19 protein-coding genes are annotated in these 21,697 nt (G+C 60.1%); 9 read left to right on the forward strand and 10 right to left on the reverse strand.

The features are described 5' to 3' along the window. Positions 1–35: 35 nt before the first annotated feature. The gene (locus tag QHG62_RS00195) at positions 36–1,601 is read right to left on the reverse strand and encodes a M48 family metalloprotease (RefSeq protein ID WP_281148809.1); all 1,566 of its coding nucleotides are present in this window, start codon (positions 1,599–1,601) and stop codon (positions 36–38) included. A gap of 54 nt (positions 1,602–1,655) precedes the next feature. Between QHG62_RS00195 and moaC the strand changes: the two genes are divergently transcribed. After that, positions 1,656–2,138: a cyclic pyranopterin monophosphate synthase MoaC gene (moaC, locus tag QHG62_RS00200; protein ID WP_281148810.1), complete on the forward strand. Its 483-nt coding sequence runs from the start codon at positions 1,656–1,658 to the stop codon at positions 2,136–2,138. A 4-nt stretch (positions 2,139–2,142) separates the two neighbouring features. Here moaC and QHG62_RS00205 read toward each other — a convergent pair whose 3' ends face one another. After that, positions 2,143–3,876 carry a PglL family O-oligosaccharyltransferase gene (locus QHG62_RS00205; protein ID WP_281148811.1) on the reverse strand — a complete coding sequence of 578 codons (1,734 nt, stop codon included), beginning with the start codon at positions 3,874–3,876 and terminating at the stop codon, positions 2,143–2,145. A gap of 155 nt (positions 3,877–4,031) precedes the next feature. Between QHG62_RS00205 and QHG62_RS00210 the strand changes: the two genes are divergently transcribed. Genes QHG62_RS00210 through QHG62_RS00235 form a run of 6 tightly spaced genes read left to right on the forward strand, consistent with a single transcriptional unit; the run spans position 4,032 to position 11,616 of the window. After that, positions 4,032–4,496: a type IV pilin protein gene (locus QHG62_RS00210; protein ID WP_281148812.1), complete on the forward strand. Its 465-nt coding sequence runs from the start codon at positions 4,032–4,034 to the stop codon at positions 4,494–4,496. Next, positions 4,496–5,101, forward strand: a complete 606-nt coding sequence (locus QHG62_RS00215) for a pilus assembly FimT family protein (protein ID WP_281148813.1) — start codon at positions 4,496–4,498, stop codon at positions 5,099–5,101. The genes QHG62_RS00210 and QHG62_RS00215 overlap by 1 nt, the downstream gene beginning before the upstream one ends. After that, complete coding sequence (gene pilV, locus QHG62_RS00220) at positions 5,101–5,529, forward strand: type IV pilus modification protein PilV (protein ID WP_281148814.1); 429 nt, start codon at positions 5,101–5,103, stop codon at positions 5,527–5,529. The genes QHG62_RS00215 and pilV overlap by 1 nt, the downstream gene beginning before the upstream one ends. Further along, positions 5,526–6,755 carry a PilW family protein gene (locus QHG62_RS00225; protein WP_281148815.1) on the forward strand — a complete coding sequence of 410 codons (1,230 nt, stop codon included), beginning with the start codon at positions 5,526–5,528 and terminating at the stop codon, positions 6,753–6,755. Before pilV ends, QHG62_RS00225 begins: the two co-directional genes overlap by 4 nt. Beyond that, a complete protein-coding gene (locus QHG62_RS00230; protein WP_281148816.1) occupies positions 6,752–7,396 on the forward strand; it encodes a pilus assembly PilX family protein in 645 nt (214 codons plus the stop codon). The genes QHG62_RS00225 and QHG62_RS00230 overlap by 4 nt, the downstream gene beginning before the upstream one ends. Before the next feature lie 14 nt (positions 7,397–7,410). Then, a complete protein-coding gene (locus QHG62_RS00235) occupies positions 7,411–11,616 on the forward strand; it encodes a PilC/PilY family type IV pilus protein (protein WP_281148817.1) in 4,206 nt (1,401 codons plus the stop codon). 197 nt (positions 11,617–11,813) lie between these two features. Here QHG62_RS00235 and QHG62_RS00240 read toward each other — a convergent pair whose 3' ends face one another. The 4 genes from QHG62_RS00240 to QHG62_RS00255 form a co-directional block, all read right to left on the reverse strand. Further along, positions 11,814–13,523: a hypothetical protein gene (locus QHG62_RS00240; RefSeq protein ID WP_281148818.1), complete on the reverse strand. Its 1,710-nt coding sequence runs from the start codon at positions 13,521–13,523 to the stop codon at positions 11,814–11,816. An 82-nt stretch (positions 13,524–13,605) separates the two neighbouring features. Next, entirely contained in the window at positions 13,606–14,361 is a 756-nt protein-coding gene (locus tag QHG62_RS00245; protein ID WP_281148819.1) for an SDR family NAD(P)-dependent oxidoreductase, read from the reverse strand. Further along, positions 14,362–15,654: an FAD-binding oxidoreductase gene (locus QHG62_RS00250; RefSeq protein ID WP_281148820.1), complete on the reverse strand. Its 1,293-nt coding sequence runs from the start codon at positions 15,652–15,654 to the stop codon at positions 14,362–14,364. Next, complete coding sequence (locus tag QHG62_RS00255; protein ID WP_281148821.1) at positions 15,651–16,106, reverse strand: GtrA family protein; 456 nt, start codon at positions 16,104–16,106, stop codon at positions 15,651–15,653. The genes QHG62_RS00250 and QHG62_RS00255 overlap by 4 nt, the downstream gene beginning before the upstream one ends. A gap of 33 nt (positions 16,107–16,139) precedes the next feature. Here QHG62_RS00255 and QHG62_RS00260 point away from each other — a divergent pair, with 33 nt between their 5' ends. Next, positions 16,140–16,985, forward strand: coding sequence for a decaprenyl-phosphate phosphoribosyltransferase (locus tag QHG62_RS00260; RefSeq protein ID WP_281148822.1), 846 nt, complete (start codon positions 16,140–16,142; stop codon positions 16,983–16,985). A gap of 3 nt (positions 16,986–16,988) precedes the next feature. Beyond that, positions 16,989–17,420 carry a divergent PAP2 family protein gene (locus tag QHG62_RS00265; RefSeq protein ID WP_281148823.1) on the forward strand — a complete coding sequence of 144 codons (432 nt, stop codon included), beginning with the start codon at positions 16,989–16,991 and terminating at the stop codon, positions 17,418–17,420. Here the strand turns inward: QHG62_RS00265 and tfpZ are convergent. The 4 genes from tfpZ to QHG62_RS00285 form a co-directional block, all read right to left on the reverse strand. Beyond that, positions 17,404–18,096 carry a TfpX/TfpZ family type IV pilin accessory protein gene (gene tfpZ, locus QHG62_RS00270; protein WP_281148824.1) on the reverse strand — a complete coding sequence of 231 codons (693 nt, stop codon included), beginning with the start codon at positions 18,094–18,096 and terminating at the stop codon, positions 17,404–17,406. The two genes, QHG62_RS00265 and tfpZ, sit on opposite strands and share 17 nt — an antisense overlap. Positions 18,097–18,157: 61 nt before the next feature. After that, a complete protein-coding gene (locus QHG62_RS00275) occupies positions 18,158–20,089 on the reverse strand; it encodes an ArnT family glycosyltransferase (RefSeq protein ID WP_281148825.1) in 1,932 nt (643 codons plus the stop codon). Positions 20,090–20,192: 103 nt separating this feature from the next. Next, positions 20,193–20,681, reverse strand: a complete 489-nt coding sequence (locus tag QHG62_RS00280; protein WP_281148826.1) for a pilin — start codon at positions 20,679–20,681, stop codon at positions 20,193–20,195. Between the two features lie 200 nt (positions 20,682–20,881). Continuing rightward, on the reverse strand, positions 20,882–21,685 hold the full coding sequence (locus QHG62_RS00285) for a 3',5'-cyclic-nucleotide phosphodiesterase (protein WP_281151840.1): 804 nt from the start codon (positions 21,683–21,685) through the stop codon (positions 20,882–20,884). Positions 21,686–21,697: the final 12 nt, after the last annotated feature.

Consider the following 21,697-nt stretch of genomic DNA (forward strand, 5'->3'; position numbering starts at 1 on the left):
ACGCCTGCGCGACCGCCTCAACGCCTTCCCAAAGTTCACCTCAGCGGCGGCTCTTCGGCCTGCCGCTTCACCATCGCCTCCACTGCCCGCGCGCGAGTATCGATGATCGACGCCTCGTAGTGGTCGATGGGTGCGCCCGGCTTGCGCACCAGTTCTTGCGCGGCCTTGAAACGGTCGCGCGCAGCGGGGTAGTCGAGGATGGCGACGTTCGCTTCGGCATCGGCCCGCACGGCACGCAGGGTGTCGTTCTGCGCGCCGTAAAGATTGGCCAGCGCCCGCCAGGCAGTGGCGTCGCGCGGATTGGTAGCCACCCAGTCGCGCAGCACCGGCACCATGGGCGCGGGCTGGCGGGTTGCCGCGGCAGCCTCGGCCGCAAGCAGCATCTCGGGTCTTTCGCGGGATTTGACGTCGAGCAGGGCTGCAGCCTTGGGAGCACCGCCGCCGGCAAGCTCGATTTCGGCACTGAGCCACCGCGCCAGCTTGGCGGCGGGTGCGTCTTCGGCGGTTCGTGCGGTCAGCCGTTCGGCCAGCGCACGCGCCGACCTGAAATCGCGCAGTTCCTTGGCCGACAGGGCTGCCGCGTAGAGCGTACCGGCCTGCTGGGCCGGGCTGCTCCTGGCGAACTCGCCGCTCGACGCAGCATCGACCCAGAGCCGCAGCACATCGACGCCCGGACGCGTGAGCACCCGCGCGCGCGCGGCGATCATCGCGTGGTCCATGACGAGCGGCATGGCCGGGGCAGCGTCCATGCGGAACTGGAACCGCCCCTGCATGTCGGAAATGCGCTCGGACGTGAGCGGATGGCTGCGCAAGTAAGGATACGAGCCGTTGTCGTTGAGGCGCGAGGCGTACTGCAGCTTCTCGAACATGGTCGCCGCGCCCTGCGGCGCAAAGCCCGCCTGGGTCATTACGCCGAAGCCGACTCGGTCGGCCTCGCGCTCCATGTCGCGCGAAAAGCTCAGCTGGTTCTGCATGAAGAGCGCCTGGCTGCCCATGATCACCGCCTGGCCCGCGTCGGCATTGCGGCTCTTGCCGGCGGCGATCATGCCCAGGATGAGCCCCGCCAGCATGAGCGGCATCTGCTTGCCCTGGCGGCTCATGATGCGCGAGATGTGGCGCTGCGTGACGTGCGACAGCTCATGCCCGAGAACGGTGGCCAGTTCGTCGCGGCTGCCGACCGTGGCAATCAAGCCCATGTTCAGGCCAAGGTAGCCGCCCGGCAGCGCGAAGGCGTTGATGTTGCGGTCGCGGCCCAGCAGAACGACCCAGGCGAACCGCTCATCGAGCTCGGGCGTGAGTTCGCCGCGCTCGCGTGCGGCAGTCATGAGGCGCTGCCAGATTTCCTGCACATAGGCGCCGACCACCGGGTCGTCGATGTAGTCGGTGTCGCGATAGAGTTCGCGCGCAATCTGGTCGCCCAGCTGCCGCTCGGCGCTGGCCGTCATTTCGCCGCCGTCGCCCAAGCCCGGCAGCACTTGCAGCTGCGCACGGGCAGGCACCGGCAGCAGTACCTGGCACGCTATTAAAACGGTAGCGCACAGCGACCGCAAAGCGGGCGTGGCAGAACTTTTTTTCTTGGCTGAAGGAGTCAAGCGCGGCATTCCTCGTCCATGGCTCGGGCTCGTATGATGCACCTCCACACCGAACGTTCACACATGAGCTCCCTCACCCATTTCGATGCCCAGGGCCAAGCCCACATGGTCGACGTTGCGGCCAAGCCCGCCACCCACCGCGTTGCAGTGGCCACCGGCCGCATCGAAATGCAGCCCGCCACGCTGGCGCTGATCGAATCGGGCACGGCAAAGAAGGGCGACGTGCTCGGCATCGCTCGCATCGCAGGCATTCAGGCTGCCAAGAAAACCAGCGACCTCATTCCGCTGTGCCACCCGCTGGCGCTCACACGCGTGGCATTGGCATTTGCGGTCGCAGAAAAGGGCCATGCACCGCAGGTCGTGTGCACTGCCACCGTCGAAACCGTGGGGCCGACAGGCGTCGAGATGGAAGCGCTCACTGCCGTTCAAGTGGCGCTGCTCACCATCTACGACATGTGCAAGGCGGTTGACCGCGGCATGCGGATCACCGACGTGCATGTGCTGGAGAAGCACGGCGGAAAGTCGGGGAGCTACGTCGCCGGCTAGCCAGCTAGGGCGCTCGCCTGTCGACCGGCAGCCCCTTCAGCCAGCGTTCGTATTCCTCCGGAAAGGCAATGCGAAACCGCTCCGCCTGCTCCCAGGCCTCCTGGTCTCGGCCCGTCAGCTCGGCGCTTTCGATCAGCTTGACGATCACGCGAGGCTCGGGCGAAAAATGTATCGTGCGCTCGGCCAGCGAATGCATCTCGGCGGCGTTGGCGGCCGTGACCCGCGTGAGCGTCAGCTCGGCAAACCCCACCTGCCTCGCAAAAAGCCACGACCCCTTCGCCTTGGTCAGCGTGTCGTCCTCATAGGCCGGCAAACGCTCGTCGCGCGGCAGGTAGATCTGGCTGATGCGGATGTAGTCCCAGGTGGCATAGCCAACCACCGCTGCCAGCACAGAGGCCGCCGCCACGGACAAGACGTTGGCGTTGAGCCACTTGGCTCCGAAATGCTGCCGCAGCGAAGCAAGCCGCGCTGGCGCACGCCTGCCGGGCCACAGCATTCCAAGGCACAGCCCGAACACCAGTTGGAAGGGCCCGTACCAGAGCGGATATTCCAGCAGGCTGTGCAGCACGATCGCGCCCAGCATGCCCCACGCCATGAGACGGGCCGGATCGCGCTCGCGCCAAGGCCGCGCTGCCAGCACCATCCAGATGAAACCACCGCAGATCAGCACCGAAGCTGGAATGCCCAGTTCCACGGCCAGGTGCAGCGGCAGGTTGTGCGCGTTGTCCAGAATCTCTGGAAACCGCGGGCCGGAATACAGCGTGCTGTAGTGCGCAAAGGCCAGTTCGCCCCATCCCCATCCCGTCCAGGGGTGCTCGGCAATCAGAGTGAGCACGTTGCGCCACAGAATCAGCCGCGTGTGGTCGCCCGGCGCGCCCTCCTGCAGCCGCTGCATCATGCCCTCGACCTCGCTGGCGGTGAGCTGGGGCAGCGCCCAGGCGATGGCGAAATAGATCGGAATCATCGCCAGCAGCACGAGCGGCGGCGGCAAGGTGAATCTCGGGCCGCCGTGTTCTGTTGCTTCAGGCCTGCCGCGGCGCTCTCGCCAGGCGATCAGAGTCGCCACGCCGACGATCGATAGCAGCTGAAGCAAGCCGGTACGCGACGTTGATGCCGCCGCGGCCGTCAATAACAGCAAAGTGGCTGGCAGCAGCCAACGCCTAACGCGAGTCCACGGCTGCGTGGCATGAATCCAGAGCGCCGCCACCAGCGCCATGCTGATCAGCGTGGCGAACTGGTTGCGCTGGCGCAGGTTGCCGTACGCCTGGCCCAGCGCCGGGGTTGTGGTCCAGGGGACGAGCGGGTCGGCCAGGCCGTAGTACTGGAGCAGGCCGAGGACGGCACTGATGAGGCCGGCTGCGAGGATGCCGGTTGCCAGCACCGCCGCTGCCGGCGGCCCGCCCCGAACGATGCCGGTGCCCACACACGCTGCGGCGGCCATGGCGCCTAGCACCGCGACGACGGGGAGCCACAGGGCCGGTGCGCCATGCGACGAAATCGCGACTGCGGCCAAGCCCGCCGCTAGCCAAAGCCAGATGCCCCGCGCCGGCGCGGCCGGAGGTATCACGAGAAGCAGTGCGGCAATGCAAACCCATGTGGCGAACAGCTGCCAAGCCTGGACGGAGGGGCCCGCTACCAGCGGGCAGAGAAAAGGGAATGCGATCAGCCCGGCCCGCATGGCGCCCACGGCTGTCGATGGAAGGGCGGCCACCTCGAGCGGCGCTGCACGGGAAGTCATACCGCCGATTGTGCCGACTGGGGAGCCGACGAATGGCTACCAACCGCAGACGAGCGGTTTTGCAAAAAAACACAATTGGAGACATTCTTTGACAACTGTCTGCAACTGTTGCCCAGCGCCTTTTTTGGGGGTGCGGGCGAGCGCGAAAGGTGTCAATGAAACAACATTCGGTTCCGCGTCAACCCGTGATAGGTCCGCGCGGTTCACGTGGCTTCACGCTGATCGAGGTGATGGTCACCATCGCGATCATCGGCATTCTGGCGTCAATCGCTATTCCCAGCTATCGAGACTACGTGCTTCGAGGGCAGCTCGTGGAGGCTCATAACGCCCTTTCGGCACTACGCGCCAACATGGAGCGGCACTTCCAAGACAACCGAGACTACCGCTCCATTGGCACCACCTTCATCTCGCCATGCGCCGCGCCAGCTGCGGCAGGTAGTTTCGCTATCTCCTGTCCAACGCTGACGGCCACAACATTCACAGCGCGCGCCGTGGGTAGCGGCCCTACTAGTGGATTCACGTTCACTGTTAATCATCAAAACACCCGTGCCACGACCGCAGCAGGCTCCGGCTGGACGGCCTGTGCGACCGGCTGGACGACAAGGAAGTCGGGGTGCTGATGAAGACGCCACTCCGTCGGCCGCCGGCCGTACGCGGTTTTACGCTGATCGAGATGATGGTGACATTGGTGCTGTTGGGCGCCCTGATGGCGCTGGCGTTGCCTGCAATGAGTGAATGGTTGCGCAACAGCCGCATACGTACGGTCGCGGATGCACTGCAGAACGGGCTTCGCCTCGCCCAGACCGAGGCACTTCGGCGCAGCCGCCAGACCGTCTTCTCGCTGACCGCCGACACAAACCCCGCAGACGGTCTCACCGCCGCGGCGAACGGCTCCAATTGGTCGGTCAACTTCGTGCCGCTCCTCACGGGCGAGTCAACTGATCCCACGTTCATCGAGGGCGGCGGCCTAACTGGCTTGGCCCCCGATGTTCGGGTCACCGGCCCGGCGACACTCTGTTTCAACTCGCTGGGACGGGTCGTCGACAACCCCGCGCCTGGCACCGGTGTGGCATGTAGCGCCGCAGCTGCGGCCTACAACATCACGATCCCGGATGTCGATTCCGTGCGCGCGATGCGTGTGCTAGTCGCACTGGGAGGGCAGGTCCGGCTGTGCGATCCGGCTAAGACGCTTTCCAACGCCCATCCCGACGGGTGCCCCGCGTGATGACACACCAACGCCTCTCGCGCTCCGTCGCGCGCGCTTCCCAGTCCGGTGTCGCGTTGATCGAAGTCCTGGTCTCGGTCCTTCTGTTTTCGCTGGGCATCCTCGGCCTGATCGGCCTGCAGACGCGCGCGATCGGCCTATCACTCGATGCGGAAGACCGCAACCGCGCCGCCCTGATCGCCAACGACATCGCGGCCACGATGTGGACTACTCGCACAGTGGCGATAGACCCCGACGTAGGAGAACCTTCGTGGAACGACCGCGCCAGCAACCCGCAAGCCGGCGGCCTGCCTGGCGGCACTGTTCAAATCACCTCGGACGTCGCAGCCAATACCGCAGACATCCTTATCACTTGGCGCCCTCCTCAGCGCCCAGTGGGCCAGCAAGACAGCCGGTTGACTACGCGCGTCGCGCTGCCCCCACCATGAACGCCCACTCCAAACCCTTCGCTCGCGCCGTTCAGCGCGGCCTGACGCTGGTCGAACTGCTGGTGGCTATGGTCATCGGCCTGGTCGTGGTGCTGGCCGTGACCAGCGCCGTCACCCTGGGCGAGGCGCACAAGCGCAGCACCACGTCGACTAACGACATGAATCAGAGCGGCTCCTATGCCGCCTACGCAATCGATCGCCTGCTGAGAAGCGCCGGATCCGGCTTCGCGCAGACCGGCACGCGAGGAGTGTTCCGCTGCCGGCTGAGCGCCGCGCGCCTGATCGGGGGCACCGCCACTACGATCTTGCCGCGAACCACATCCGCGTTTCCGGCCCCGTTTGACACGCTGCTCGGCGGCACTGGGGCCGCTGCAGCGGGCAATCTGCGGCTCGCACCGTTTCTGATAGCCAAAGGCGCCACCGCCGGGGCTTCGGACACCCTCGTGGTCATGGGCGGCAACGCGGCGGCGGGCGACGTGTCGCGCCGCATCCGCTCCGGCTTTCCAGACAACAGCAACCTGCGGCTGGACAACACCATCGGCTTGCGCAACGGGGACATTGGACTCGTGAGCAAGGAGGGCACGGACGACTGCCTGCTCGAGCAGGTGAGTTCGACCAATACCGAACTGGCGACGGCGGGCAACGAAGTCCTGGCCCTGGGGGGGCGCTACTTCACCTCCACCGGTGCCACCACGTCACTGTCCACACTTGTGGCGGACGGAACGGCACTCTTCACACCGCTCGGAAACGTGGCCGCCAACAATCTGCAGTTCCAGTTGATCGGCGTAAATGCCAACCGCACGCTGGTCGCCTACGACCTGCTGCGGGCAGCCGGCACCGGCAGCGATGAGGGTACTGATGCCTCAGCCATGCAAGCGCTGGCCGATGGCGTGGTCGCCCTGTATGCGGTGTACGGCGTCGACACCGACAGCAACGGCACTGCCGATACATGGGTCGATCCTGCTGCAGCGGGCTACGCGATTGGCACCCTCATGCTCGCGCCCGACACCATGCGTCACATCGTGGCGGCGCGCGTAGCGCTGGTCATGCGAGGCAGCCTGTACGAAAAGGAACCCGTGACGCCGGACAGCCTGGAAATCTTCAGCGACCTTCCCACCGATCGCAAGCGCACACTGACCATCGCGGCCGAGGACCGGAACTTCCGTTACCGCGTCATCGACACCACCATCCCGCTTCGCAACATGCTGTTGCTACCTTTCCCATGAACACACTTTCCAAGATGCACGCCCCGGCGAGCGAGCGCGGCGTGGTTCTGCTGTTTTGCCTCATCATCTTGGTGGTGCTGCTCGCAGGCGGCGTCGCCGTCATGCGATCGATGGACACCACGCTGTTCGGCGCAGGCAACCTCGCCTTCAAGCGCGACCTGATCAACCAAGGCGAACTCGCCATCGCGAAGGCGATGCGGGAGTTCCAGACCAGCGGCGCGCTTGGTGCGACGGGAACGACCTCAAGCAACTTGCCTGCAGCGAATTACAGCGCAATCCAGCTCGCTACTAATGCTAAGGGCATTCCGGAGGTGCTGCTGAAGAGGACCAATCTGACCGGCCCTGACGTGGTGGGCAACGCCTTTACTCCGACAGGCACGCCCATCACGGGTAGTGGCGGTGTCACCGTGCGCTATGTGATCGACCGGATGTGCAATGCCACCGGCGCCTTCTCGAGCATCGGCAAGAGCGGCTGCGTTTACACACCGTCCAAGACCGAAACGTCGAGTGGCGACCAGAGCCAGTTGGCCACGCCCGGCCCGTCCATTCCCAGCCCGCCCATCTACCGGGTGTCGGTTCGCGTCGACGGTCCACGTGACACGCAGGTGTTCCTGCAAGCCTCTTTCACCAAGCCCGAATAGGGCACAGGCGAATCATGAAAGCAAGAATTCGTTCATCCGTTCGCGCGGCATGCCGCGCAACCATCGCCACCGGCCTTGGCCTGGCGCTCGGAAGCGCCATGGTCGCGTCCGCGATTCCGCTCGCCAATCAGCCCGTGTTCTCCACATCGGAGGTTCCAGGCAACCTGGCCCTGGCGTTGTCGGTGGAATGGCCCACGGCATCGCGCACAGCCCACGTCGGCAACTACTCCAGCAACACCAACTACCTGGGCTACTTCGATCCGGCCAAGTGCTACCTGTACCAGGTCGATGCCACGGCCAACGGCGTCAGCACCACCGACAAGGGCGACTCCAGCTACTTCTACCCGGCCGGCGCCGCCACCAATCGCACATGCACGGGCGACAACGACGACAAGTGGAGCGGCAACTTCCTGAACTGGGCGTCCACCGCCACCATTGACCCGTTCCGCTGGGCCATGACGGGCGGCAGGCGCGTGGTCGACACGGCCACCACCACCATTCTCGAGAAAGCCTGGCACGGCGACCGCGGCCTTTTTCCGGACCGCACACTGCCGGCAGCCGCCATCGCCGGTGCGACGCCGTTCAATAACGCCACGGCGCTGGGAACGAGCATCACCAACCGCGGCTTCAAGATGCGCGTGACCGCCAACGGCGGCGGCGCCGGCCGCACGATGACGGCGCAGTACTTCAACAACGTCAATCTCAACGGCACGGTGATTGCCACTGTCGCCGCGGACACCGCCAACCACGACTGGGGCAATGCCGCTCCCGTGAATGGCGTCAACGCCGACAACTTCTCGGCGCGTTTTATCGGTACCTACACGGCCCCCGTCGCAGGCGACTACGTGTTCCGCACCATCAGCGACGACGGCGTGCGGCTCTGGGTCAACACCAGCGGCAACGGCGGCCAGAACTTCACGAACGGCAACCGGCGGATCAACAACTGGACCGACCACGGCTCGGCCACCGACGACTCCGAGACCATCACGCTCACCGCAGGCCAGACGTTCAGCGTGCAGATCGAGTACTACGAAAAGGGTGGCGGCGCCGTGATGCAGTTCCTCTGGCGTACGCCCACGTCGAACAACGCCTTCGTCCCATTCTCGGACGCAGGGCCGGTCGACAGCGACTACACCATGCGCGTGAAGGTGTGCGACCCTTCTGCCGCAGCCGGTGGGCTCGAAGCCAACTGCAAGGCCTACGGTTCCAACTACAAGCCCGAAGGCTTGATCCAGAAGTACGCCGACAAGATGCGCTTCAGCGCCTTCGGCTACCTGAACGACAGCAGCGACCAGCGAGACGGCGGCGTGCTGCGCGCGCGCCAGAAGTTTGTCGGCCCGACCGCGCCCACCCCTGGCCAGGCGCCCGCGGCCAACGCGAACAAGGAGTGGAGCGAGACCGACGGCACGTTCATCCGCAACCCCGACGCCGCGGATGCCACCGCAACCGGCACGGCAACCGGGGTGACCATCTCGGACAGCGGCGTAATGAACTACCTGAACAAGTTCGGCCAGATTCTTCCGGGGGACTACAAGAGCTACGACCCGGTGAGCGAGCTGTACTACGCGGTCATCCGGTACTACAAGAACCTGGGCAACGTGGATGCCTGGAGCTCGATGGGCACGGCCGGCGCCGCGACGAAGACCAGCTGGGTCGACGGGTTCCCGGTGATCACCAATTGGGGCGACCCCATCCAGTATTCGTGCCAGCGCAACTTCGTCCTGGGCATCGGCGACATCTACACCCACGTCGACAAGAACGTTGCCGGCAACACCACCTACCGCACCCGCGAGCCGGCCATGCAGACCGAGGTTGCGAACGACAACACCGTGAATGCGGTGACAGCCACCAACCGCGTGGGCGCACTGCAGGGCCTGGGCAACCTGGGCAACTCCAACGATTACAGCGGTCGCAACAACTCCGCCTACATCGCCGGCCTTGCGTTCGACTCCAACACCAAGGACATCCGCCCCGACGTGGCTGGACAGGCCAACACCATTGGCAAGCAGACAGTCAGCACCTACTGGGTGGACGTGCTGGAACAGCCCTTCCAGTTCAACAACCAGTTCTATCTTGCCGCCAAGTTCGGCGGACTAGACACCAAGAAGCTGCCGGCCGACTTCGACCCCTACACCTTCGCCGGCACCATTCCGCTGGACTGGTGGTCGACGAACGGCGAGACGCTGACCGACACGCGCGCCGCCAACCTGACACAGCCGCGGCCCGACAACTACTTTGCCGCCGGCCAGCCCGACACGCTGGTGAGAGGCCTGACCCAAGCCTTTGAACGTATCGTGAATGCCATTCAGGCATACACCACGTCGTTCTCGCTCTCGGCCCTCGAGGTTTCGGCAACCGGCTCGGCTTCGTATGCATCGCAATACGATGCGCAGGACTGGACCGGCGTGGTGAGCGCGAGCAGCATCAGCTTTGCAACCGACGGCACCCCCACGCTCACTGCGGCGTGGAACAGCACCACCACGCTCGCGACGCAGTTCGCGGGCACCGGCTGGAATACAGACCGGCGCATTGCCACATGGAACGGCACAGCGGGCGTGGCCTTCCGTATCGGCAATCTCACCACCGGAACGGGCGGCCAGGCGGCCGCGCTCGACACGCTCTACGTTACCGGCGACGACAGTGCCAACTACCTGAACTACCTGCGCGGCGACCGCAGCCAGGAAAAGACGGCAAGCGACGGCACCAAGCCGTACCGGCTTCGCAGCAAGCTGCTGGGAGACATCGTCAATTCGAAGGTGAAGCCTGTTGGCCCGCCCGCCTCGGCCTACTCCGACGCTGTGAACCGCGGCTACGCTGCCTTCAAGACGGCCAGGGCCTCGCGACCCACCATGGTGTACGCCGCCGCGAACGACGGCATGCTGCATGCGTTCCGCGGTGAACTCGACGGCACCAACGCTGGCCGCGAACAGTTCGCCTACGTGCCGAGCGCCCTCTTCAACGGCCCCAGCAGCCCGGCCGCACCGGCCACGGACGGCCTGGCCCAGCTGGGCAATCCGAACTACCTGCACAAGTACTACGTCGATGCCACCCCCGAGGTGGTCGACGTCGACTTCGACCGCGCTGGCGGCACTTTTGCCGCCACGGGCTCCAACTGGCGCTCGCTGCTGGTCGGAGGTCTTGGCAAGGGGGGCAAGAGCTTCTACGCCCTCGACGTGACCGATCCCGCGGCGATCACCGACGAAACCGTCTTGGCGAGCAAAGTGCTGTGGGAGTTCACCGATGCAGACATGGGCTTCAGCTACGGCGCGCCGCTGGTCCTCAAGACCAAGCGCTACGGCTGGGTCGTGGTGCTGACCTCGGGCTACCACGGCGACAACACCGACCGCAACGGCTACATCTATTTCGTGCATCCGAGAACGGGCGCGCTGCTGCAAAAGATAAGCACCGGCGCCACGGCCAACGGCTTGACCCATGCCACCGCGTTCATTCCCGACCTGACCGACGGCACGGCGGACGCGATCTACGTGGGCGATCTGAACGGGCAACTGTGGCGCTTCGACGTGACCGCGGCCGCTGGTACTGCCGCGGACTACCCTGCACCAGCCAAGATTGCTCTCTTCACCGACGGTGCTACCACCCCGGCTGCCCAGCCGATCACCTCGCGGCCGTTGGTGCAGATCCAGCCCACGACACGCAAGCGCTACGTGATGGTCGGTACCGGCCGGTTGCTCGACGCGAGCGACATCAACTCCGCCGCGACCCAGAGCTTCTATGCCGTGATCGACGGAACCGATACCGCCTTCAAGCCGGCCGACAACACCATGCCCGTGACACGCAGCGGCCTCACTGCGGTTACCAATCTCGTGAGCGGCACCGTCGTGCCCACGGATTCACGCGGCTGGTACATCGACCTGGGCTCGCAGGGCAGCATCGGCCTTCGAATGCTGGCCAGCCCGACCGCCTTCAACGGCATCGTGGCGTTCTCGTCGCTGCTGACCAGCGGCGATGCCTGTAGCCCTTCGGGTCAGAGCCGGATCTACGCGATCGACTACAACAGCGGCCGCACAGCCCTGGCCAGCGGCGCGGCGTTCGTGCAGTCCACCACTGCGATCACCGACCTCAAGTTCGTGGGCGTGGATGGCACCGTGCGCCTGATCTCCGGCGACGTGCGTGGCAATCTCGACAAGATCGGGTTCAATCCTCCGGCAGGTACCGCGCTGCGGCTGTTGAATTGGCGGGAAGTGCCGACGGCGGATTGAGCGGGTGAGACCGCTCGCCCGTACGCGACCGAAGAATACGAAGCAGAATGCTCGATGACCTCGTCGGGTGTTCTCGACTTCATAGAACGCGGTCTCTCTGGCCTTCAGTTTTGACCATACGGCTGGCTTGAGCCAATTCGCTTGATTGCGGGACACATACGTGATGGCCTGTGCTTCCGCAGACCGAGCACCCGTTATTACCGCGGACTAAAGTCGAACGATGCGCGAAGGACAACGATCGGCGGACCGTCGACTCTCCAGATGCCGTCCGAGCCGTACGGCACGCCATAGCAAGAGAACTTGGATTTGGTCTTCGCCTCGACTCCCGGTAGGCCAATCGCCTGCCGATCAAAGTCCGGAGAGATGTATGCGCCCTTGTCGGTGTTCAAACGCCAGATTGCAGCAATTCTTTCCGACGCGAACAATGAAGATCTTGTCGCCAAGTCCACATCCGCATAGAGACGGCGCAAAGCAGGGTCGACGATCAGGTTCTGCCGAGCTACAGTGGACTCTAGGTAGCCTGCCGGAAATGCCCGCTCATAATGGCCGACTCGTCCCCCGGACCTTGCCGGCAACCTCGCAAGGAATGGCTCCGTCAAGGCCAGAGGATCGATCCAGTAGAGGTCAGGGCCCCCGGCGTAGCCGGTCATCCCCACCGCGCATCGCGTGTAAGTGCCTGGAACCTCTCTCAGCGAGGCTCCCTCAAGAAGCCACGGATGCAAGTTCCAGGTGCCGCCTCGCAGGAGGACCGGGAGAGCACCTAATTGCTGGTAGTAGAAACCTCTTTCGTCGGCGATCCCACTTTCCGTTAAGCTCTTCTGGTCGAACGTGTAAGGAGAAAAGACAGTGGTCTGCAATGCTCCAATGCTTAGGGTGAGATATACCGCCCACAAGCCCTTCATGGGCCTCCCGTATTTGCGGAGTTGAAAGCCAACGAGCATGGAGGCGAGCAGCAGTGGCGCACTAAAGAATCGGCCACCCATGTAGTCGGCGCCAACGTAGAAGAGATACGCGATCCACAGAATAAGGCCAATTGCAAACATTCGGAATTTGCGATCCCCCAAACCACCTATCAATCCTGCCAGCAGCAGAACGGCTGAAACTACATCGCGATCAATCGTCCATTTGATGTAATTGACAGCCTGTTGGGCATTTTCAGCGAAGACGAGTCCGTTCTGAACTTTCGCGAGAGCGGTATTGGGAACCGGAGCGCCGTAATAGAAGAGCGAGAAGGCCACCCAGACCATCGCTGGAAGCAGACCCATCGCGACATTTAAGGCAATCCGCGCGAAGTGCTGCTTTTTTTCCCAAATGTGCAGTGCGAGACTCGGACCTACAAGAAAGATCGCATCGGGTCGCGTCAGAAACAGAAGCGATACCAGCAGTCCCAGCAAGAAAGTTCTGCGCGGCAGTTCTTCGCGCAGCCACGTTAGCACGTACCCTGCCAGTAACGCATGCGTCAAAGGATTCTCGAGACCGGATGTGCTGTAGTCGATGAATGAATGCGACCAGAGCAGACTCGCAGTGGCCAGCAGAGCCGCAATATCCCAACGCTTCCAGATACGTCCGACTAGAAACAATGTCACTGTCAATGCGATAAGACTTAGAGTAAGACTGGTCCAGTACGGATCGCCACTCAATGCAGTGAAGGGGAGGATTAGAGCGAGCCAAAGAGGGTGGGTGAACGCCTGCACCCTTTCCACGGGGTTCCACGTCAGACCGTATCCGCTGAGCGCATTGCTGACTGTTCGGAAGGTAATGAACGCGTCTTCGCTGACCCAAGCGGTTTTGACGACTGCGACAACGAAAAGTCCAAATATTAAGACCCAGAGATAGGCCTGTTTGACGACGATCTCGTCAGAAGAGGCTAGCGCCCGGATACTTTGCCTGAAATCAGTGTGGCTCATTGATGCATGTTACAAGATGTTCGTGCAACCGCCTCAATCTAGGAGCGCCCAGTCAGATCTGACATCCGAATTTCTGCGTCGCCTAAATGTTTAGCTTGTTGAAGACGAATGCAGGTAGATGCCGAATGATCAACATGATCCAACGCCATTTTCCTGGGACGTAGATGGTGCTGCCGCCCTGGTTGATACCTTTGACAATGCTGTGCGCAACATCTTCGACGGGTGCGAGCCGCGCGCCGCGCGCCTTCAGCGCGGCGGTCATTGGCGTGTCCGTCGGGCCTGGTTTGATCACCACGATGCTCACGCCTGTTCCGGCAAAACGATGCTGTAGCCCTTCGGCGTATCGCGAGACGAGTCCTTTGGCAGCTCCGTAAACATAGTTGGACTTGCGGCCACGATCGCCTGCGACGGATCCGATGATGGCAATTGTTCCGCGGCCGGCCAACCCCATCGAAGAGGCAAAGGCTTCTGCAAAAAGAACAGGGGATACGCCGTTGACCTGCAAGGCGTTCCCGGCCAGTGCCAAACTCTGCTGACATGCATCCTGATCGGATAATGAGCCGTGTGCGATGAGCACAACATCAGGCGACCCTTGTGCAACGATGGTCTGAACCACGTCGGCAATTGCCTTGGCCTCCGCGAAGTCCGCCTGTATCGCTTGAATGCGGGAGGAAGGACTCCTCACGCGGAGGTCAGCCGCTACACGCTCGGTGCGCTGCAGATCTCGTCCCACCAGTACCAAGTCGGCGTTCCCAGCTTTAACCCAATCTCGAGCGCAGTGCTCGGCAATGGATGAGGTTGCGCCGATGACAACGATTTTTCGATTTACAGATATCAACTAACTTCCCATCAAGCGACGCGACATTGCGGAACTGATCCCCGGGTCACGGTAAGGTAAAAACTCGGCTAGGCGCGGATATCCTGTTTCGAATAGCGTTCTCGGCATACGAGCGTCCTTAGCGCAATAAACTCGACCTCCGGCTTCGCTCACGATCGCGTCGAGCCGGCTGAAGAGCGCCAGGGTGCGGTCGCCGCGATTCGGAAAATCCAATGCGAGTGTGGCGCCTGGCATTGGGAAGCTGAGCATGCCGAGCGACAAGCGATGGCCGAATGTCTTCAGGACAGCCAAGAACGAGCCTTCACCGGAACGTGTGATTTCATTCAACATGGCCTTTGATGCGTCGCGCTGTACTTGTCGCGGCACAACGCTCTGGTACTGATAAAACCCCCGAGGGCCGTAAAGACGATTCCAGTCTCGCACATTGTCCAGTGGATAAGAGAATGCTTCGTAATGCACGATGGTCGTGGAGGCCTTGTGCAAATGAAAGTACGCCGTGTTGAATGGCCGCAACGTCAATCCGTTAACGAGCGACACCGGAGGAACAACGGGCATTGCGAACGAGCGTACACAAGGCTCGGGGCGGGCCTGCGTTTTGGCATGGTTGGCACGCATAAACAAGCCACGCCCTTCCTTGGAGCCGATGCAATCGATCCAGGACACGGTGTGCTCCCACCCTTGTTCCGAAGCATCTGCAAGCGTAAAGAATTCATCCAGATTCTCATAGGGCAACGTCTCTGCCTGCATCCACGGACCGATCACCGGTCGAAGCTGAAGTTCGGCTTCGAGCACAACACCGGTCAAGCCCATGCCACCAATAGTCGCGGCAAACCAATCAGTTCGATCAGCAGGGCCGCATTCGATGATCTCGCCGTCGGTGCGAAGCAGCTTCAGCCATCGCACATGGTCTCCGAAAGAGCCATGTACATGATGATTCTTTCCATGCACATCGTTCGCGACCGCGCCTCCGACGGTGATGAGTTGAGTGCCAGGCGTTACGGCTAGCATCCAGCCCCTGGGGACCGTAAGCCGTTGGATGTCGCGCACCAACACCCCAGCTTCGCATCTCAAACGACCGAGTCGTTCGTCGAAGTGCACGAAGTGATCGAGTCCCTTCGTGTTCCACAGGATGCCTCCAGGGTTGAGGCATACGTCGCCGTAGCTGCGCGCCATGCCGAGTGCAATGCCGGGTCGTCGCTCGGATAGAACTGATATTGCGGCATTGGTATCACGCAGATTCACTACCTCGTGAGGGTCCGCGTTAAGGCGCCCCCATGACGAAACTGGCCTCATGCAACACGGTCCTTGAAGACGTAGTGTTTGTCCAAGTGGTACTTGGCGATGTAGCCAATTGCCAACCCTATGACGCCACCAAGGTAGCGCATTTCGCGAGAAGCGAAGAAGTGATGGAAACCGTACTCAAATCCCCAGAAAATAGCGGTGGTTGCAAGGCCCATCAGGACGTAGAGCCCAAAAGTGCGGCCGCCATGCATGGCATTGCGGCTGCGGAAACGGAAAATGTAGTGCTTGTCCAGAACATATTTCACCACCAAACCCACTGCAGTGCCGACCAAGACCGACAAGGGAACTCCAAAAGTACCCCCATACACCGAGATCGCAAGCTCCTGCGAAGCGATGTTCGCCATAGTGGCGAGCAACGCGAAGAACGCATAAGAGAGCGCTAGCTTCATTCTGAAGTCTTTCACACAACAGGTCTCCATTACAGGCGTCAGATTGTCATGCATGAATCACTTGCACCCCCTTCATCCTGGACGCACATGCGTGGCCTGATCGCGCTATTGAGGCCGAAGCAATGGATCAAGAACGCTTTCGTGCTGGCGCCACTGGTTTTCACTGGAGAGTTCGTCAACCCAGATTCCGTGGCACACGCGTTGATTGCTGTGGCCTTCTTCTGTGCCGGTTCTTCCGCAACCTACATCATCAACGACATTCACGACATCGAACGTGATCGCAAGCACCCCAAGAAGTCCAAGACCCGCCCACTGGCTTCGGGCGCGATCCCGATCTCAATGGGGCTCGCCTTACTTGCAGTGTTATACGCAATACAGATATGCGGCTGGTTTTGGGCGCCCAAGGTCGTGCTCGTGATCGCAGCCTACATGGCACTCAACGTTGCTTACACCTTTGTACTCAAGCACCAGCCAGTTGTGGACATCTTCACAATCGCCATAGGTTTCGTCCTACGGGTCTATGCAGGCGCCATGGCGTTGTCGGTGCCTGTGTCGAGTTGGATGTTTATCACAACCCTCTGCCTCGCGCTTTATTTGGCAGCAGTGAAGCGCCGACAAGAACTTAGCCTCAGTGGTTCAGACGGACGCAAGGTGCTGGAAAAGTATTCGCTATCTCTGGTGGATCGTTACGCCGAGATGTCGGCCACCGGTGCTCTGGTCTTCTACAGCATGTTCGTAATGTCGGCGCGTCCTCAATTGGTGTTCACCGTACCGCTCGTGCTCTTCGGCCTTTTTCGGTATTGGTATATGGTCGAGAAACTCGATGGTGGAGAGTCGCCGACGGACGCTTTGCTAGCAGACTGGCAATTAATGCTGACTGTGGTGCTGTGGATCGCTGCCTGTGTCTGGGCACTGTGGCCCGGACAAGGATGACTAATGGCTACGGATTTCTCTTACGTTGTCACGCCATTTCTCGCATGGGCAGTCGCCGGAACCTCGAAATTCATCATCAACAGCATTCACGCGGGCAGGCCCGCATTTGGGCTGATCGGCTATGGCGGGCTACCGAGCAACCACAGTGCAATCGTGAGTAGTGTCGCAGCGCTCATTGCCCTCAAGCAAGGGATTGATCATCCAACGTTTGGCGTTGCGCTGGCGTTGGCATTCATCGTCGTGCTAGATGCGGTCAGCCTGCGCCGACAAGTTGGCAAGCACGCTGCGCTTCTCAACAAGCTGCACACCCCTCCGCTAGGGAGCGCGCCCCTGCGCGAACGGATGGGTCACAGCCGCATTGAGGTCGGCGCCGGTGTTCTTGTTGGCATCGCGGTTGCAATCCTGACGGCGCGCGTGATCAATCCCACGGCCTGACATCAGCGACAGCAACAACTGCTGCATCCCTGTCAAGCAGGACTGCCATGTCCTGACGTGCTCCCTTGAGCGGTAGCCATGATGTGGCAGCCGGCCATTCTTTTCGCACAGCGTTCACCGCGTTTTTCGAATTGAATTTTTCAAGCTCATCCAGCCCTCGCATCTTTTCCTTAACTCGAGGACGCTGACTTTCAAAGGTTCTGTATGTCTCCGGCTCAAGCACCAAGCTTTTTCCTAAGATGAGCTCATCCTGCTTTTGTTTGAATCTAACTTCTTCATCTTCAGAATAGACGGCAGCAACAATCGATGGTCCACGCGCAATCGATGGTGAAAATTCATCTGGCATTCTCCGCCCCTCTACCAAATAGAGGTCGGCGGGTCGGACGATTTCAAAGTCATCGATCACAAAAACAATCCATGCAGGCCTCCCCTGAGCTATGACGATCATGCCATACGTATAGGCAGCCAGTTGGAGGAGGAGTACAACGGACAGATCAGATATTAACTTTTTTTTATCTTTCTTATATAGAAACAAAGTAAGCGCAGGCCCCAAAACAAGCTGAACGAGAATCAGCAACGCATAGATTTTCAAAACACCGGAATTAACCCCGAACGGCTTTGGATACCAGAGAAAAAAAACAAAATACGAGGTGGCCGCAAGAAAAATCAGGGACACCCCGATATGCGAGATTCCCCATCTCATCCGGCTTGAGATCATAAATTGACAAGTGGCCTTTTTAGTGCCGGCCAGCTGATTTCATCATCTTTTCCGCCTTCGAAACGAGCTCTTGGCATTCACTTAGTTTTTGCAAAGGCAGATTTTTACAGAAATTACTCAGAATTGCAGAGGGATCTTTTTTAAGGCGCTCTTTTTTTGTATAGAACAAGGGCTCCAGATAATCGAGTAACTCCTGGGCTTCCTGATCTCGCCCCAAAGCGATCAAAATTGCAACTTTCGGGTAAAGCAATGGGATTTTTTCACTTTCCGCCAGGTACCACTCGGCAATGTTACTGTACTTAAGCGCTGCTTCAGCATCACTCTTGAACATCATCAGTCCCATGGAATAATCACCGTAAACGCCCGCCATGCCGATTTTTGGCACGGGAATCCCAAATACTTTCTTTTTGCCGTCTTCCATTTCATGGAATTTCGGCAACGCAAACATAATTCCTTCCAGATAACTCATACTTTCGGGATTGCCTCTTCTTAGGAGCACATTCGCATAAAGTATTTGATCGGAAACCTCAAGTCCACCGTCTCTTTTCTGCAGAAGGTCGATCTCTCGTTCGACGAGATCTGGTCGACCTGACTTAAGGGCGCCGTACATATAGTTATATCTGGCAAACGCAAAAGTGGGGTGCTTGTGGTACGCCCAGTTCCATAACCGGAGGTCGGAAGCCCAAATTGCCTGGACCGTATATGTGGTAAACACCGCAATAAGGACCCATCCACCGCCGGCCACAAGCAATAATCTATTTAGAGATTTCCCCTTTAAACCAATAAAACCCACAATAGCCTTGTAATCTACAAGCGAAAGCGCCAAACAAAAAAAGGCTAGGGGCGCCGTCAAAAATCGCTCGTGTCCAATGTTGCCCCCGGTACTAAGAGGAACCACGTGGAGGACGGGAAGCAAGCAAACCATCCCTGCAGAAAAAACCCAAGCTGCGGGGCTCTTTCTTCCGACACATTGAAAAATCAAAAAGACGATCGCCCCTGTGACAGCCAAGCTGGCAGCAATTTCGAATCCCCCATAAGCATTCAATTCCGACAGAGGATGCAGTGGGTTGATTGAGCTAAAGGGAAAAAAGACTTTAACGAAGTAAAATTTTAACGCCTCAAGCGGAAGCAGTTGTTTTATAACGGCATCAAGTAGGTAGTCCAGGGATAAGGTGCTGTGATAGATCCCTCCGACGGAGCTTTTACGCAAAAAAAGGTAAGCCAGCAAGACAAAGATTGACGATAACAAAATCACCCAATTGTCAACGATCGCTCGCTTGATATACCCTTGGCCACCAAACCATTTTTTTTCAACTGGTTGCAGAGCAAACCAGATGCAAATCAAAACAGCAGGCAGAACAGCCCCTAGTTCTTTGCTCAATAGGGCGGCACCCATAAAAAACATTATCAGAGGCAGTTTTTTTATTTTTGAATTAATCGAGCTGCCGATATAAATTGCTATTGCGGCCAAGATAAAAAATGTAACCATCAAGTCGAACCGGCCTGCTACCCAAGCCGTTGACTCCACAAGCGATGGATGGACTGCATACATGACCGCCGAAACCCAGCCAAGAAGCATTGAATTACCTCGCTTTAGCAGAGAGGCAAGCCGCTGGCCCACAAAAAACACCAGCAGCACATTGCATGCATAAATCAGAAGATTTATGGCATGGGATATCGCGGGGTTTTGGCCAAAAATGTGAAACTCGGCATATAGCGTTAGAAATACCAAGGGTCGCAAATAGCTTGTCCCAGGAAGCACAGGATCTGCGAGCAATTGCCAACTCAAGGGCTCGTTGACAAGTGCAGTTTTGTCGAGAAAAAGTAGGCTGTCGTCCCAAACGTACTCAAATCCCAGCACTTTCCAATACAACACGAGACTTATCAAGAGCAGCGTGCCTACTGCAGCAAGACATCCGCGATTTCTCTGCGATTTCGAGAGCTCGTTCATCTAACAATTACCTTCGATTGCTTCAGGTCGCTTGCGTCTCAAAGCAAAAAAAAGAGCAAGCCCTCTCGGGCTCGCTCTTGCTTTTACAAACTCTAAACTTGTATCAGGGCTTGCAAGCGTTCGGCAGATACTTGACCGGAATGCTAGCCGTGCCGGTTGCGCCATCAACAGTTGCGGTGCCGCAGGCCCAGGTGCTGCCGCCGTTAATGGTAACGAATGTCACGTTGCTGCCCGAGGCCTTGCCGGCGGTCATTCCAACCGTAACAGTGCCGGTCGGGTAAGCCCCGGTAACAGTGTTAGACACAGTGCTGTACTTGCCGACGAGCGTCGCATTCAGCTCGCCCGCTGCAGGGGTGGCCATCGGAGCAACGAGTTGGGTGGGCCAAGCGTTCTTGTCGGCACCGTATTCGGCCAAAGGTTGCTTCAAACCGCCACCCAAAGTTACGGCTTCAGTCACCTGACCACGAGTCACATAGTCTTGATAAGCCGGCAGAGCCACAGCAGCCAAGATACCAATGATCGCCACAACGATCATCAATTCGATAAGGGTGAAACCCTTTTGCACGTTGCGTGCGATAGAACGACGGTTCATTCAAAAACTCCAGGTTGGTTTGTACAGCCCGGGAACCAAGCCCGGAGCGCAGTACCTATCGCAGCATCTGTGCCACCCGGTCTGGCAGCGTTTCGCCGACGAAATCGGTCACTTCAAGTGTACACAAGTTACATCGCGTGACACAACCTGCCCAAGAAAGCTTCAGGTCGTGACAAATTTGTCATGCCAACCCTGCCCGCTCAAAAAGTCAGCACCCCGTTCGCCTTCAACCACCGGATATCCCGCTGCGCCAACCCCGCCACCTGGTGCCCCGCCAGCAACTGGATCTGGCTCATGATTTCTTCAGTTTCCGCCGGTTTGGTATGCGTGATGTAGATCGGGTACTGCTTGCCCGGGTCGATGAGCGCCAGTTCGTCGGCCAGCACGCGGGGCGACAGGTGCAGGCTGCGTTCGGCCAGCGCCTGTTCGCGGTTGCTGAAGGCGGTTTCGATGACCAGCATGGCCACGTCCAGCGCGTTGACGCGATCCCAGAAGGGCGCGTTGCGTTCGGTGTCCCCGGTAAAAACCCAGTTCGCGCCTCCCTCGGCGCGGCAAACGGCAAAGCCGCAGGCGGGCACGGTGTGCACGGCAGGCAGCACTTCGACACGCTTGGGCCTGGCGCTGCCGAGCTGCAGGATTTGCCCGACGGTGATGTCGTGAAAACTCACGAACGGCGCCTGCGGGCTCGGAATGGTTTCGAAATCGGGCCAGATGACGTTGTTGAACACGTGGGCGCGCAGCGCCTCGATGGTCGACCGCAAGGCATGTACGCGCACGGGCCGGGTGCGACGCGCGCCAACGGCGTCGAGCATGAGGGGGAGCGCGGCAATATGGTCGAGATGGCAGTGGGTAAGCACTACGTCGTCGATGCCCGCCATTTCGTCGAGCGTGAGGTCGCCCACGCCGGTGCCCGCGTCGACGAGCAGGTCGGTGTCGACCAGGAAGGATGTGGTCCGGCAGTCCTTGGCAATGGCGCCCGAGCAACCCAGCACGCGAACCTGCATTGTGAAAGACCC

This window comes from Variovorax paradoxus (assembly GCF_029919115.1).
Classification (GTDB): domain Bacteria; phylum Pseudomonadota; class Gammaproteobacteria; order Burkholderiales; family Burkholderiaceae_C; genus Variovorax; species Variovorax paradoxus_O.

Excerpts from the sequence above, each read along its gene's own strand:
- QHG62_RS00260 (WP_281148822.1), top strand. The coding sequence starts at position 16,140 with ATGCGTGGCCTGATCGCGCTATTGAGGCCGAAGCAATGGATCAAGAAC.
- QHG62_RS00235 (WP_281148817.1), top strand. The coding sequence starts at position 7,411 with ATGAAAGCAAGAATTCGTTCATCCGTTCGCGCGGCATGCCGCGCAACC.
- QHG62_RS00225 (WP_281148815.1), top strand. The coding sequence starts at position 5,526 with ATGAACGCCCACTCCAAACCCTTCGCTCGCGCCGTTCAGCGCGGCCTG.
- QHG62_RS00280 (WP_281148826.1), bottom strand. The coding sequence starts at position 20,681 with ATGAACCGTCGTTCTATCGCACGCAACGTGCAAAAGGGTTTCACCCTT.
- QHG62_RS00285 (WP_281151840.1), bottom strand. The coding sequence starts at position 21,685 with ATGCAGGTTCGCGTGCTGGGTTGCTCGGGCGCCATTGCCAAGGACTGC.
- QHG62_RS00205 (WP_281148811.1), bottom strand. The coding sequence starts at position 3,876 with ATGACTTCCCGTGCAGCGCCGCTCGAGGTGGCCGCCCTTCCATCGACA.
- QHG62_RS00265 (WP_281148823.1), top strand. The coding sequence starts at position 16,989 with ATGGCTACGGATTTCTCTTACGTTGTCACGCCATTTCTCGCATGGGCA.
- QHG62_RS00230 (WP_281148816.1), top strand. The coding sequence starts at position 6,752 with ATGAACACACTTTCCAAGATGCACGCCCCGGCGAGCGAGCGCGGCGTG.
- QHG62_RS00195 (WP_281148809.1), bottom strand. The coding sequence starts at position 1,601 with ATGCCGCGCTTGACTCCTTCAGCCAAGAAAAAAAGTTCTGCCACGCCC.
- QHG62_RS00215 (WP_281148813.1), top strand. The coding sequence starts at position 4,496 with ATGAAGACGCCACTCCGTCGGCCGCCGGCCGTACGCGGTTTTACGCTG.
- pilV (WP_281148814.1), top strand. The coding sequence starts at position 5,101 with ATGACACACCAACGCCTCTCGCGCTCCGTCGCGCGCGCTTCCCAGTCC.
- QHG62_RS00210 (WP_281148812.1), top strand. The coding sequence starts at position 4,032 with ATGAAACAACATTCGGTTCCGCGTCAACCCGTGATAGGTCCGCGCGGT.
- QHG62_RS00275 (WP_281148825.1), bottom strand. The coding sequence starts at position 20,089 with ATGAACGAGCTCTCGAAATCGCAGAGAAATCGCGGATGTCTTGCTGCA.
- QHG62_RS00255 (WP_281148821.1), bottom strand. The coding sequence starts at position 16,106 with ATGCATGACAATCTGACGCCTGTAATGGAGACCTGTTGTGTGAAAGAC.
- moaC (WP_281148810.1), top strand. The coding sequence starts at position 1,656 with ATGAGCTCCCTCACCCATTTCGATGCCCAGGGCCAAGCCCACATGGTC.
- QHG62_RS00240 (WP_281148818.1), bottom strand. The coding sequence starts at position 13,523 with ATGAGCCACACTGATTTCAGGCAAAGTATCCGGGCGCTAGCCTCTTCT.
- QHG62_RS00250 (WP_281148820.1), bottom strand. The coding sequence starts at position 15,654 with ATGAGGCCAGTTTCGTCATGGGGGCGCCTTAACGCGGACCCTCACGAG.